The sequence below is a fragment of the Gorillibacterium timonense genome, from assembly GCF_001457415.1.
Classification (GTDB): domain Bacteria; phylum Bacillota; class Bacilli; order Paenibacillales; family NBRC-103111; genus Gorillibacterium; species Gorillibacterium timonense.
Genome location: NZ_LN881723.1, coordinates 847,502 through 860,155, shown reverse-complemented (window position 1 = coordinate 860,155; position 12,654 = coordinate 847,502). Strand labels below are relative to the sequence as shown.

Sequence of the window (12,654 nt, the reverse complement as noted above, 5' to 3'; positions counted from 1 at the left end):
GTCAAGGAGGGGCCAACACGAGTGAATACCTCATATTACGCGTGGCTTCAACATGAGCCCATTGAGGAAGCGAGCCTGCGCGATGCCTGGCGCAGCCTTATCGGAACCGTATGGCTGGAAGAGCCGGTTACCGCTGTTTTGGATACGGCTCTTCGAGAATGGGAGGCCCTCTGCCGGGATTTGCTGGATTTTAAAGGCAGCCATGCCGAGCGGGAGCCGGAAGGGCTGCATCTGCGAATTCGGATATACCCGGAGGTTCTGAATTTCGAAGGCTTCCGGCTCCGGCATCTTCGGACGGGTGAACGCGATGTGCTTGAACTGGCCGGCGGATCGGAGACCGGCATCTTGTACGGCATCTATCATCTCCGCCGTTTAATCTCCGCCGGGATCCGCCCGGAAGACATCGATTTGCGGGAAGAGCCGAAGAACCGGCTGCGGATGATCAATCAATGGGATAATGCGGACGGTACGGTAGAACGGGGCTATGCGGGGCGTTCCATTTTTTATGAGAAAGGCAGATTTGCAGGCCGTTTCGGACGAATTCGAGATTACGCCCGGCTGCTCGCATCGGTCGGGATCAACGCCATCTCCATCAACAATGTCAACGTTCACGAAACGGAAACTCGCTTCATAACCGAGGAAGGGCTTCCGGACGTCGCGAAAGTTGCGGACATTCTCCGCGCTTATGGGATCCGTCTGTTTCTGAGCGTGAACTTTGCCGCGCCGCTGCAGATCGGAGGCTTGCCGACCGCCGATCCGCTCGATGAAGGCGTGATCCGTTGGTGGCGGGAAACGGCGGAAACGGTGTACCGTCATATTCCCGACTTCGGCGGGGTCCTGGTGAAGGCTGATTCAGAGCACCGTCCGGGACCGTTTGCCTATGGCCGCGATCATGCGGACGGAGCCAATCTGCTGGCCGACGCTCTCTTGCCGCACGGCGGGCTCGTGATCTGGCGCTGCTTCGTGTACAACTGCATGCAGGACTGGCGCGACCGCTCGACCGATCGCGCGCGGGCGGCGTATGACCATTTCACGCCGCTCGACGGGCGTTTCCGCGACAACGTGCTGCTGCAAATCAAGAACGGGCCGATGGATTTCCAGGTGCGCGAGCCGGTGTCTCCGCTGTTCGGCGGGCTTGCCCGGACGAATCAGGTTCTGGAGTTCCAGATTGCGCAGGAATATACGGGCCAGCAGCGCCATGTCTGCTTTCTCGTTCCCCAGTGGAAGGAAGTGCTTGACTTCGACAGCTTCGCATGCGGACCTGGTTCAACGGTTAAGGAGATCGTAAGCGGCTCTCTCTTCGGTATGAAGCACAGCGGGATCGCAGCCGTCTCCAACATCGGGATGGATGAGAACTGGACCGGACATCTTCTCGCTCAGGCGAATCTGTACGGCTACGGACGGTTGATCTGGAACCCGGAGTTGACCTCCGAGGAGATCGCCTTGGAATGGTGCCGACTGACCTTTGGGAGCGATGAAGAGACGGTCGCGGCCGTATGCCGCATCCTTCTTAAATCTTGGCCAATCTATGAAAGCTATACAGCGCCGCTTGGGGTGGGCTGGATGGTGACCCCTCATACGCATTACGGTCCGGATGTGGACGGCTACGAATATTCCCGATGGGGGACTTATCATTTTGCCGACCGGGATGGAATCGGCGTGGATCGAACACGAGCAACCGGAACAGGATACACGGCCCAGTATAAAAGGGAGAACGCGGATCGCTACGAATCGCTCGAAACTTGCCCGGATGAACTGCTGCTCTTCTTCCATCACGTACCTTACCGCCATGTGCTGAAATCAGGCAAGACGGTGATCCAGCATATCTATGACACCCATTTCAAGGGAGCTGCCGATGCATATCGCCTGTGTGAAGAGTGGGCTGCGCTTGAAGGTCGAATCGATGAAGAGCGGTTTCGGCAAATTGCGGGACGGCTGGAGGAACAGGCTGAGCATGCGGAGCAGTGGCGGGACGTGATCAACACGTACTTTTACCGGAAATCGGGAATAGCCGATGTTGAGGGACGAACGATCTATTAGCGCATGGTAAAAGACAAAAGAGAAGCTTCTACCTCTGACTAGGCGCAGAGGTGGAAGCTTCATTCGGTTTGCCCAACACAGCTAACTCAGAACGATTACTTGTTCAACTGAACCTGATTATCTTCGACTCCCTCAAGATGAATATAGCTGTGTTCCACCAACTGGTCGATGCTGGTCGTTTCCTTCAGCAGCCCGAGGCTTTGCAGATCCTTGGCGGTGACGGCGAGGGCATCCTTTGCGCCGCTCCCGGACGGACGGAAGTCGTAGGTGGCGAGCACTTCACCGTTCAGCTTCGGATCTCCCGGAACCCATTTCTTGTCGATTTGGATTTGAGCGGCTTCATCGGGATGCTCGGCAACCCAATGCGCTGCCTTTTGGATGGCGCGAGCATACTTTGCGGCCGCTTCCGGATGGTCTTGAATGATGTCCCGGCGAAGGTACGCCACGCAGCAGTATTCGTTCTTGAAGAAGGGATCTGTGGCGGTATTCAAGAGCTCCGTCAGGTTCTGATCCTTCTCGGCGACAACGGCTTGGGGATCGCTGTGAGCGATGGCGTCCACAGCTCCGTTCTTCAGGGCTAGCGGCAGATCGGCCGCCGTATAGTTGACGAGTTCGACTTCCATATTCTTCTCGGTGACGCCGACCCCGACTTTCGCCAGGGCGCGGCGGGCGACTACAGCAGGACTTGAAGCGAGACCGGGAACGCCGATGCGTTTGCCCTTCAGGTCGGCCAGGCTCTTGATCGGGCTGCCCGCAGGAACCAAGATGCGTATGCACCCGGTATGGACGCCGGTGACGAATTGGATATCGAGGCCATTCTCGATCGGCTGGATCATTTTGGCGAGCAGTCCGAAGCTGGCATCGATCTTCTTAGTGGAGATGAGCTCAAGCGAAGTGGTGGAGTCCACCTTGGTCGTCGTGTACTTCAGTCCTTCCTCGGCGAAGAACCCTTTCTCGATGGCAATATGCAGAGCGGCTTCGCACAGCCCGCCGCCAAAGCCGATCTGCAGGACATAATCGTCCGCTTTCGCCGCAACGTTGGTGGCTTGCCCCGCCGAGGCGGATGGTGAGGCGGCGGGTGACGCCGAACTGCTCGCCGAAGCGGAAGGAGCTGCGGAGGATGAGGTTTTGGAGCTTTGAGCGCATCCGGCGAGGCCGGAGGCAAGCAGGGTTAAGGCGAGGCCGAGGGTAGCCGCTTTGCGGATTTTGCGCGCTCGCTTGACTTTCTTGTCTGTCACTGGCGAATCACTCCTTGGTATTTTTGGATGAAAAAAGCTAGAAAGCGGGAATGCGTGAAAGCGAAAATGTGGGAAAAGCGAGTACCCCCCTAAGATGTTTTCGAAATGATTGGCCGGGCCTGGATACTAGCTCAGGCAAACAGCTTACACTTGCCGGCGTATCTCGCCGGTACCTCTCGCAGACAAACTTGGCAGCAGGTTTATCAGTGGCAATCTTCTTTCTCCGTCGCAGCGGCAGCACCAGCAGAATGACTGTCGGTAGAAGGGCTGGAATGGGCGGCATCTGCGGAAGAGGAGCCCGTCGAATCGCTGGAATCGGCTGAGCTGGCATCCGGCAATGAAGTGAACAGCCCACTCGTTGGATCGGTAGAACGGATCGCCGATCCGAAGGATCCTTCCGAAGAAGAGGTACCGGGCGAGGCTGTAACGGCAGGATGATGCCCGTTTGAACTTGTGTCTGTTGCTTTCTTTGGGCCGCAGCCGGAGAGACCGACTGCGGCTGCGACCAAAGTCAGAACGAGGCAGATGACAGCCGACTTACGGACCCTTTGAGTAGGCTTATGCCACTGGGCCGTGCTCATAAGTAGTAAGCCGGTTCTTCCACTTTGCCGGCAAAATCGAGAATTTCCAGAATGCGTGAACGAAGCTGCAGGAATTCTGGGTTTCCTCTTGCTCGTGGGCGGGCGAGCTCCACGGTGATGGAGGTCTCGATCTTTGCGGGCCGGGTGGTCATGACGAGGATGCGGTCTGACAAATAGATGGCTTCGTCCACATCATGGGTGACCATGACCATGGTGGTACCGCGCTCCTTCCAGATGCGGAGCAGCTCTTCCTGCATGTTCATGCGGGTGAAGGCGTCGAGCGCACCGAACGGTTCATCCAGCAGAAGCACCTTCGGATGATTGATCAGCGCTCGGGCGAGAGACGCTCGCTGAGCCATCCCTCCCGACAGCTGGTGAGGATACGACTTGCCGAAGCCTCCCAGCCCAACCAGGCCGAGGAACGTTTGCACCTCTCCTTTCTTCTTCTTGTAGATCCCTCGTGCTTTCAGCCCGAAGGCCACATTGTCTTCGACCGTGAGCCAAGGGAAGAGAGTCGGATCCTGAAAGACGAGGCCGCGTTCGAAGTGGGGAGCCTGGATGGGACTCTCGTCCAACGTGAGCGTTCCTTCATCCGGCTGAAGCAAGCCGGCGATCAACCGCAGCAGCGTGGATTTGCCGCAGCCGGAGGGACCGATCAGAGTGACGAACTCTCCCGGCCGGATCGTCGTGTTCACCCGGCTGAGTGCGGTGATCGTCTCTCCAGACGGCTGGACGAACGTCTTTTTCACATCGCGGATGAGGATTTCACCTTGTACGGCTGACCCGCTTTGGCTGGAGAGCTCGCCCATGGTAGCGATCTTTGCGGCGGATTTGTTAGCAATATCCCGAACTACCATTTGATCACTCCCTTTTGCCAGAGAAGCACGCGGTCGCGGAACTTGAACAGCAGGGTGATGAGCACGGAGAAGCTAATGGCGATGAGCAGCAGTCCGGCATAGACGTTTGCGTAAGCAAGCATCTCCTTCTGCCAGTTGATGTACCAGCCGATCCCGTATTTGACACCAAGCATCTCCGCCGTCATGAGGGCGATGAAGGAAGCGCAAGCTCCATTGAAGATGCCGATGAACATGCTCGGCATGGCGGCGGGAACCCCGACGCGGAAAATTTGATAGCGGGAGCTGGCGCCAAGCGTGCTGGATACCTCAAAATAGGAATTTTGCACATTCGATACGCCGCTGCTTGTCATGACGGTCGTCGGAAACCATACAGCGAACGCGATCATGAAGACACTGGCGGAATAGCTGGTCGGAAAGACGACCAGTACGACCGGAATCCAGGCGGTTGCAGGAATTGGACCGAGCGCTTTGATGATCGGATTGATCCAATACGCCCATTTTCGGCTGAAGCCGACGCTGATCCCTGTTGCCAGTCCGGCTAAGGCTCCGAAGAAGAATCCGGTGAAGAGGAGCTTGGCGGAATGGCCGATGCAGGTTGCAAGGAAGCCGGAATCCTCGACGATCACCGCGAGAATCTTATCGAGCGGCGGAAAATACAGGGCCGGAAGCAGAGTAGTCTTGAGCGTGAAAGCATTGAGCACATTTAGGAAGGTGATGGCGACCGCCAGAAAAAGCGATTGATGGCGATAAGAGGACGTTGGTTTGCGGCGCACCGTGTCCGTAACCGCAAGCCCCAGGGTGATCGCTCCGACCAGAATCAAAAAGTACAGAAAGTAAGGATGCTCTGGCACGAAGATGCTCTTCGACGGCAGCAGCAGGTGAACCAAGAGCGCGGCGGCGGCAGCCAGAGGAGGCAACCAGGACCGCCAGGTCTGCAGGCGGGTCAACTGAGCCGGCCGGGCGAACGCTTCTTCCGCTTCATCGAGCTCCTTCACGCTCACGGACTGAAGAGAGGATGGTCGTTTGCCGGGGTTATCCTTGACGGCTTTCGTTCTCTCTTCCAAGGGAATCGTTTCCGTTAAGTCAGCCAAGTGAAGATCTTCGACTGAACCAGCCGTCGTCTCTGTTGAATGACTCGAACGGGCCGCTCCGGCCGCCGCTTCGGCGGGAACAAACAGGGGAGACTTCGAGTTGCCCATGTCTTCTTGCTCCTTTCTCCGATCAGGCGAACTGGGCGGAAGGGGAATCTTCCTCCAGAAGAGCGGCCTGATCGATATAATGGAAGGGATTTTCTGAATACCAGGATTGTCGATAAGGTAACTTGGTATTATGGCCCAAATTGACGTTGTACGCCGGATTTCTCATCATTCGGGCAACGCGGGTCGCGACTTCGAAGACGCCTTGATAGCCGAGATAATCGTTGCTTTGCCCAAACAGCGGGAAGATCGGAAAGCCCTGCTTGGCGGCGGAGCTGTTGCAGCCGTTATGCCCTACAAACAGATCCGGCTGCAGCCGATTGAGGAGATTAGCCTGCTCAAATACTTGGCCCGCCCCAATGTTGAAGACGGCTTCCTTCGCTTCCGGTACGTCCTCCAGGAACTCATCGAGCAGGATTTCCCCGAATTTGTCAAAATGGTATCCCCTAAGCCCGATCACTTCCATTCCGAGGTTGTGAAGCAGCTCGGCTGTGGTCATGATGCGGATTTCGCCGCCGGTGAGAAACACCTTTTTGCCGCTGAGCTGACGCCGATAAGGCTCAAGAGCTTCGTTCAACTCCCGAGTCTCCGCCGCGATGAACCGTTCGGCCCGCTCCTCGATGCCAAAGAAGGAGGCGATGTCGCGAATCCATTTGTTCGTGTTGGCGATTCCGATGGGAATGGTGCGGAGGACGAAAGGAACGTTGTATTTCTCCAGGAAATGCTCTACGAAATAGTCGTCATGGGTCGCGCAAATGCTGACGTTGAGAGCTGCCTCGTACGAGTCGGCGAAATCGTCTGGATGGCTGAAGCAGGGGAGAATCCGCACGTTCAAATCCAGGGCATTCAGGATGCGGACCAGTTCCACCTCGTCCAGCCGGCTCATGGAGCCGACATTGAGCAGGTTGACGGTGCGGCTGATCCTGGCTTGCCGTTCGGCCTCCACCAGTGGATCTTCGCCTCGTACTGAAACAGGAAGTTCGGCTTTCCGTTTGTCTTCGCCGACCAGATTGCGAAGAATTCCGTGATAGACGGCATCATACGCCGTCGCCTGGATCTTGGTCCGGAAGCCCTCGCAGTGAATCGGCACGATTCTCGCGTTCACCTGCCGCTGCAAGTCATCCAATACGCTGTCGATATCGTCGCCGATGAGAGCTGGCACGCAGGAATTCATCACGAGGATCGCTTCCGGACGGAATTCCTTCTCGGCGAGAAGAACGGCTTCGCGGAGCTTCTTCTCTCCGCCCTGGATAACGTCCACCTCGTCGAGATTGGTGTTGATCCAGCGCAGTCCGCGCGCCGAGGTGCTGCGCAGTTGTTGGAACACCTTGTTGATGCCGGCCATCTGCAGCATGTTCGCCCCGCAGCCGCCCGGACTGTGCACGATGACGACGGAATCGCGCATGGAGGCGACCATGCCGAGGCTCAGGCTGAGCTGGCAGCCTTGGGTCTGCGAGAAGGTGCGCTTCGTGTTGAACAGGCAGCCGCCTTTCTTCGACTGGCCGGACAGATCGCAGCAGGAGCCTCCATATGCTCCGCAAGCGGCGAGCCGGTCTTCGCGGATCGGCGGAGCTTTTTGATCGAGATAATCCATGGTGGAAATCACTCCTTATCGGATGGTCTGAGATACGGATGGAAGTCGCGACGAGCGTCAGCGGTGAGCGACAACGAGGCTGATGAGGTCCTCGGCCAGCGTCAGCCCTCCCTTGAAGCCGGTATAGGCGCGATTCAGCACGACACGGTTGGTGATCGGATAACTGACGGCGAGAAGCGGCACCTTGAACTGCTCGGCGACATCTCTCTCCATGACGCTGCCGACGATGAAACCCGGGGTAAAGCCCTCATAATATCTCTGGGCATTCGATTGAGGCCAGTGACGGTTGATATGCTTGGGAACGTTCGCGCCGTTCGGATCGAAGACGACCTCGGGCTGCAGACCGGATCGGTAGGCGGTAAAGTTGCCGCGCACACGTTCCACCTGATCGTCCTGGAGCGTGTCGGTCACGATGGCGAGCTCCGGCAGCCAGCCGAGATCGTCGGCAAGAAAGCGCGTGACGGCCTGGGCGTAGTTGACATCACCGACCACGGTGGCGTAGCGTTGAAAATCCAGGTCGTTATACGAGTCGGACAATCTCTGCAGGTAATCGTAGTAAAACCTGCGCTCTTCGGAGATCACCTTGTCGACCTGCACCGGATCAAGTCCGAGCGCAAGGCCTACAGCAAGCAGGAAAGCCGTCGTTGCATGATCGCCGATCGGGAGCGGCACCGTCAGAAAGGGAACGCCATGGACTTCCTCGAAGGTCTCTGCGGACGCTTGCCCGTATACCTCAGAGACGACAATATTAAGGGAAGCCGACGCAGAATAACGCAGGTTGTCGATCGTTTCCCCCGTTCCGAAAAAGGTATTGACGCGAAGACCGAGCTTCTCCAACAGGCCCTTCAGGGCATCGATATTGCCTTTCCAGAACACGTCCTGGAGAGGAACGATGCCGAAGAGGTTTACCGTCGCCGCGTCCTTGACTTCTGCCGGTTCGACAAAGTCGCGGATGAGCGCCTGGAGGACATCGTCATAGCCTTTATAAGAGTTTCCCTTGAAGCTGGTCGTTTCCGTTCCGAATACGGGATGCTCGCTGCCTGCGAATCTTTTCACAACCGCATGCACATCATCGCCGATCATCTCCACCATGCAGCCGGTGACGACAAAATAGAGATCCCCGTCCATGACCTTGATCGTATTCTCAATCTGCTCAGCCAGCCGCTCCTCGCCTCCGAAGACGATGTCTCGCTCCGAGACGTTGGAGCTCGGCAGGGTATTGCCTCCGCAGTAGCTGCCCCCGTGATAACCGGAGGCTCCGCTGAGAGCCCCGGCCAGATTGCCTCCGCAGCCCGGCGAGCTGTGCAGGATGGGAATGGCCCGGGGCAGCGCCTGTACGGTGCCGATGGCTCCGCCCAAGGCGCAGGTAAACCGCGGTCTTTCTACGACTTGACTCATGTTCTCCTACTCCTTTCCGCCTTGCGATGTCTTATCAGGAGGTACCGATGAATACCGATCAACTCAAGCTCGAATGCTGAACGTTTGTTGATCGGATGCTTATGGGATGGGGGGGAGACTACTGATTGAATAAGGACTGCTGATTGAATATGGACTGTTGATTGAATAGGTGGAGACTCTTGCGACAGGCATTAAGCTCGTGCCGGCTCCTGAAAAAGCACAGTCGACAGATAGCGCTCTCCGGTATCCGGCAGCAAGACGATGATCGTCTTCCCGGCGTTCTCCGGCCGTTTGGCTACTTGCACCGCAGCGAAGGCAGCCGCTCCCGAGGAGATGCCGACGAGCAGCCCTTCCAGTCGGGCCAGTTCCCGCGAGGTCTCCAAGGCTTCCTCGTTCTTGACCTTGTAAATTTCATCGATGACTTCGGGATTGAAGGTCTTCGGCACGAATCCCGCTCCGAGGCCTTGAATTCGATGCGATCCTGAAGCGCCACCTGATAGAACGGGGGAGTCGAAGGGCTCGACGGCGACGATCTGCACATCGGATTTGCGTCCCTTGAGCACTTCGCCGACGCCGCTGACCGTGCCGCCAGTACCGACGCCTGCTACGAAGAGGTCCACGGTACCGTCCGTATCCCGCCAAATTTCCTCCGCCGTTGTCCGGCGGTGAACTTCCGGATTGGCTGGATTGTTAAATTGCTGCGGCAGGAACGCATTCGGAATCTCCGCCGCGATCTCTTCGGCTCGGCGCACCGCGCCTCTCATGCCTTCCGCACCGGGCGTCAGGACCAGTTCGGCTCCCAGCGCCTTGAGGAGATTCCGTCGTTCGGTGCTCATCGTCTCCGGCATGGTCAGGATGAGCCGGTATCCGCGTGAGGCCGAAACGAAGGCTAGCGCGATGCCCGTGTTGCCGCTCGTCGGCTCGACGATGACGGAATCGGGATGCAGGAGCCCTTGCTCCTCGGCCGCCTGGATCATGGCGAGGCCAATGCGGTCCTTGACGCTGCCCGCCGGATTGAAATATTCCAACTTGGCGATGATTCGTGCCTTTACGCCCTGCGCTTTGTTGAAGGCCTTCAGCTCAAGCAGAGGGGTGTTGCCGATCAGATCCGTTAAACTAGCGGCGATCTTAGCCATCTCCAAGACACTTCCTTTCCTGTTTTAAGAGGGGCAGCGGCAAGTCGCTCATATACCTCTACCACCAACACTCCAACACTCGCCTAGCGCCAAACAGCTTACAGATTGCCCGCCGCCTGCGGGGTGAGAATCCCGCTTTCCAGCTGTACAAGCTGCTCACCCCATTTGGCTGCCCATTCTCTCAGCTCGCTCACTTCCATCGGAGCCGGAACGCGGGAAACCTCGTGCTCGTCGATTTTTCGGGCGAGTTCGCGGTAGATACGGGCTTGATGAGAGTCCGGAGCCGCCTCGATGGTCGTTTTTCCTTGCAGCTCGCTTTGGGTTACGGTCACGGAGCGCGGGACGTATTCCACAACCTGGGTATGAGTGCGGCGGACAAAATCGTCGATGATATCCTTGGAATAAGGAGCGTTGATCGAGTTGGCGATCACGCCGCCAAGGAGGGCGCCTCCGGCGTTGGAATATTTGTGGATGCCCTTAAACAGGTTGTTCGCGGCGTAAACGGCCATGAAATCGGCTGAGGAAACCGTGAAGACATGCTCGGCGATCCCTTCCCGGACCGGGACGGCGAAGCCTCCGCAAACCACATCGCCCAATACATCGTAGATGACGTAGTCGAGATCGAGCTCCTCGAACACCCGCTGCTGCTTGAAGAGCTGAACGGCGGTGATGATGCCCCGGCCTGCGCAGCCGACGCCGGGAGCGGGACCGCCGGCTTCCACGCAGTAGATGCCGTTGAAGCCTTGGAAGATGACATCATGCGCATTGATCTTCGTCCTCTCCCGCAGGGTGTCGAGAACGGTGGGAATATACTGGCCGTCGCGCAGGGTATTCGTCGAATCGCTCTTGGGATCGCAGCCGAACTGCATCACCTTGTAGCCGGCGACGGACAGGGCGGCGCTGATATTCGAGGTGGTGGTGGACTTGCCGATGCCTCCTTTTCCGTAGATGGCGATTTGTTTGACTTTTTTGGGCATGTTAGTCACTCCTGTTCGTTTGGTCGTGATTGTTTGTACAAGAAACTCGATTGACGAGAGCGGGAAGCGGACATGAAGCGCGGCAGTTACGTCCGTTCCCGAACCCGATCGAGGTAACGAACGAGCTTCTCCAGGGCATTCGGAATGGAGTCGGCAATTTCAAACGCCTTGACTCCTTGTTTGGCGAGGATTTTCTCTGCTCCCGGACCGATCCGCGCCACCAGAGCGAAGCTGCAATCCGCAAGTGCGGCTGCAGAAGCAAGCAGGGAGTCTTCTTCATGCGAGCCGTAACCGCAGGCTCGCTTGACCTCTCGTTCTTCGATGCATGCCGCCTGGCCAGAGCCGTCAATCTGGTAAATAAGAAACCGTTCCGCCCGGCCGAAATGCTGGTTGATGCGCACCCCGTCCAGACTGGCAACGGCGACTTGATAAGTCATGGAAGCTTACCCCCTCCTTTATTCTCTAGTGCGCTGTCAGCTTGAAAACCGTGGTCTCCGCACAACTTCCCATATCGAATGACAACGATTCATATTCATACGATTAGGGCTGACAGCGTACTAACCCGATTATTTCGCAATCAGCCGTGGGAGAAGGTCTCCTCCAGAGGATGATCATAGAGAGCGGAGGCCAAATCTCGCCCCGCTCCCGGAATGCCGCAGGCGTCGGCCCGGCATTGCTGGCAGTGCCGGAAGACGGGAAGGTAACGTTCCGCCGCTTCCCGGGCTTCGCTCAATTGGAAGCAGTCGGGAGCGGGAATGTGGATCATCTCATGCTGTGGAATGAGCGGGATGATATTGATCAGGGAAGCTCCTTCCGCGGCCGTCCGGCGAGCGATCTCTTCGACATGCCACTCGTTCACACCCGGGATCAGCACGGTGTTGATCTTGATGACCAATCCGGCGTCCGAAGCGCGCCGGATACCCTGGAGCTGAGCGTCGATCAAGGCTTCCACCGCTTCCCTTCCTTCAAGCAGCCTCCCGTCCAGCACGATGCGCGAACAGATCTGCTCCAGGATGACCGGATCTACTGCATTGACGGTCACGGTTACCGTCGCGACGCCGGCTTGAACGATCCGTTCAACCGAACGGGCGAGAAGCAGTCCGTTTGTGCTCAGGCAGTGGATTAGGCCGGGATGCTCCTGCCGGATCCGTTCGAAGGCCTCAAGCGCATGAGGCGTGGCGAGGGTATCGCCTGGCCCGGCGATGCCGGCTACGGTGAGCTCCGGACAAAGCTTCAAAGCCTTCCTCACCACATCGGCCGCCTTCTCGGGAGAGAGAAGGCTTCGGGCTACTCCCGGACGCTTCTCTTCTTTGTGAAAAGCGCGTTTGCAGAACTTGCAGGAGATGTTGCAAGCCGGGCTGACCGGCAGGTGAAGGCGACCGTGCTTGAAATGACCTTCGGCGCTGAAGCAGGGATGTCTGCGTACCAGGTGGCCGAAGGGGTCATCCGCGGTGCGTGCGGTGCTCGTCGACGAGTCCATGAGGCTGCTCCTTTCCTTCGGCAAACGGATTACGCAAAAAGGCCGGACTCGCCGCTTGGTCGAAAGCGGTAGGAGTCCGGCCTCTGGTGATCCAGTCGGCTCGGTGTAGGTTTAATTCTTACTTATCCAATGAGATTTAATGGGATAATCGTAGGGC

The 12,654-nt window shown here is 57.6% G+C and carries 11 protein-coding genes; 1 reads left to right on the top strand and 10 read right to left on the bottom strand.

Going from position 1 to position 12,654, the window contains the following annotated elements; genetic code table 11:
- Positions 1-21 precede the first annotated feature (21 nt).
- Positions 22-2,040 carry an alpha-glucuronidase family glycosyl hydrolase gene (locus BN2684_RS11535; protein WP_058302293.1) on the top strand — a complete coding sequence of 673 codons (2,019 nt, stop codon included), beginning with the start codon at positions 22-24 and terminating at the stop codon, positions 2,038-2,040.
- Between the two features lie 95 nt (positions 2,041-2,135).
- On the opposite strand, the gene BN2684_RS11530 is transcribed toward BN2684_RS11535, so the two are convergent.
- The 10 genes from BN2684_RS11530 to BN2684_RS11490 form a co-directional block, all read right to left on the bottom strand.
- The gene (locus tag BN2684_RS11530; RefSeq protein WP_058302292.1) at positions 2,136-3,278 is read right to left on the bottom strand and encodes an ABC transporter substrate-binding protein; all 1,143 of its coding nucleotides are present in this window, start codon (positions 3,276-3,278) and stop codon (positions 2,136-2,138) included.
- Positions 3,279-3,481: 203 nt separating this feature from the next.
- Positions 3,482-3,859 carry a hypothetical protein gene (locus BN2684_RS24515; protein ID WP_148449949.1) on the bottom strand — a complete coding sequence of 126 codons (378 nt, stop codon included), beginning with the start codon at positions 3,857-3,859 and terminating at the stop codon, positions 3,482-3,484.
- Complete coding sequence (locus BN2684_RS11525) at positions 3,856-4,716, bottom strand: ABC transporter ATP-binding protein (RefSeq protein ID WP_234340221.1); 861 nt, start codon at positions 4,714-4,716, stop codon at positions 3,856-3,858. Before BN2684_RS11525 ends, BN2684_RS24515 begins: the two co-directional genes overlap by 4 nt.
- Entirely contained in the window at positions 4,710-5,915 is a 1,206-nt protein-coding gene (locus tag BN2684_RS11520) for an ABC transporter permease (protein ID WP_187385767.1), read from the bottom strand. The genes BN2684_RS11525 and BN2684_RS11520 overlap by 7 nt, the downstream gene beginning before the upstream one ends.
- A gap of 22 nt (positions 5,916-5,937) precedes the next feature.
- Positions 5,938-7,506 carry a nitrogenase component 1 gene (locus BN2684_RS11515; protein ID WP_058302291.1) on the bottom strand — a complete coding sequence of 523 codons (1,569 nt, stop codon included), beginning with the start codon at positions 7,504-7,506 and terminating at the stop codon, positions 5,938-5,940.
- A 57-nt stretch (positions 7,507-7,563) separates the two neighbouring features.
- Positions 7,564-8,904 (bottom strand): nitrogenase component 1, encoded by a 1,341-nt coding sequence (locus BN2684_RS11510; RefSeq protein WP_058302290.1) that lies wholly within the window; start codon positions 8,902-8,904, stop codon positions 7,564-7,566.
- Positions 8,905-9,095: 191 nt separating this feature from the next.
- Positions 9,096-10,040 carry a cysteine synthase A gene (cysK, locus tag BN2684_RS11505; protein WP_058302289.1) on the bottom strand — a complete coding sequence of 315 codons (945 nt, stop codon included), beginning with the start codon at positions 10,038-10,040 and terminating at the stop codon, positions 9,096-9,098.
- A gap of 98 nt (positions 10,041-10,138) precedes the next feature.
- The gene (gene nifH / locus BN2684_RS11500; protein ID WP_058302288.1) at positions 10,139-11,017 is read right to left on the bottom strand and encodes a nitrogenase iron protein; all 879 of its coding nucleotides are present in this window, start codon (positions 11,015-11,017) and stop codon (positions 10,139-10,141) included.
- A gap of 86 nt (positions 11,018-11,103) precedes the next feature.
- Complete coding sequence (locus BN2684_RS11495) at positions 11,104-11,454, bottom strand: NifB/NifX family molybdenum-iron cluster-binding protein (protein WP_058302287.1); 351 nt, start codon at positions 11,452-11,454, stop codon at positions 11,104-11,106.
- 140 nt (positions 11,455-11,594) lie between these two features.
- Positions 11,595-12,497: a radical SAM protein gene (locus BN2684_RS11490; RefSeq protein ID WP_058302286.1), complete on the bottom strand. Its 903-nt coding sequence runs from the start codon at positions 12,495-12,497 to the stop codon at positions 11,595-11,597.
- Positions 12,498-12,654: the final 157 nt, after the last annotated feature.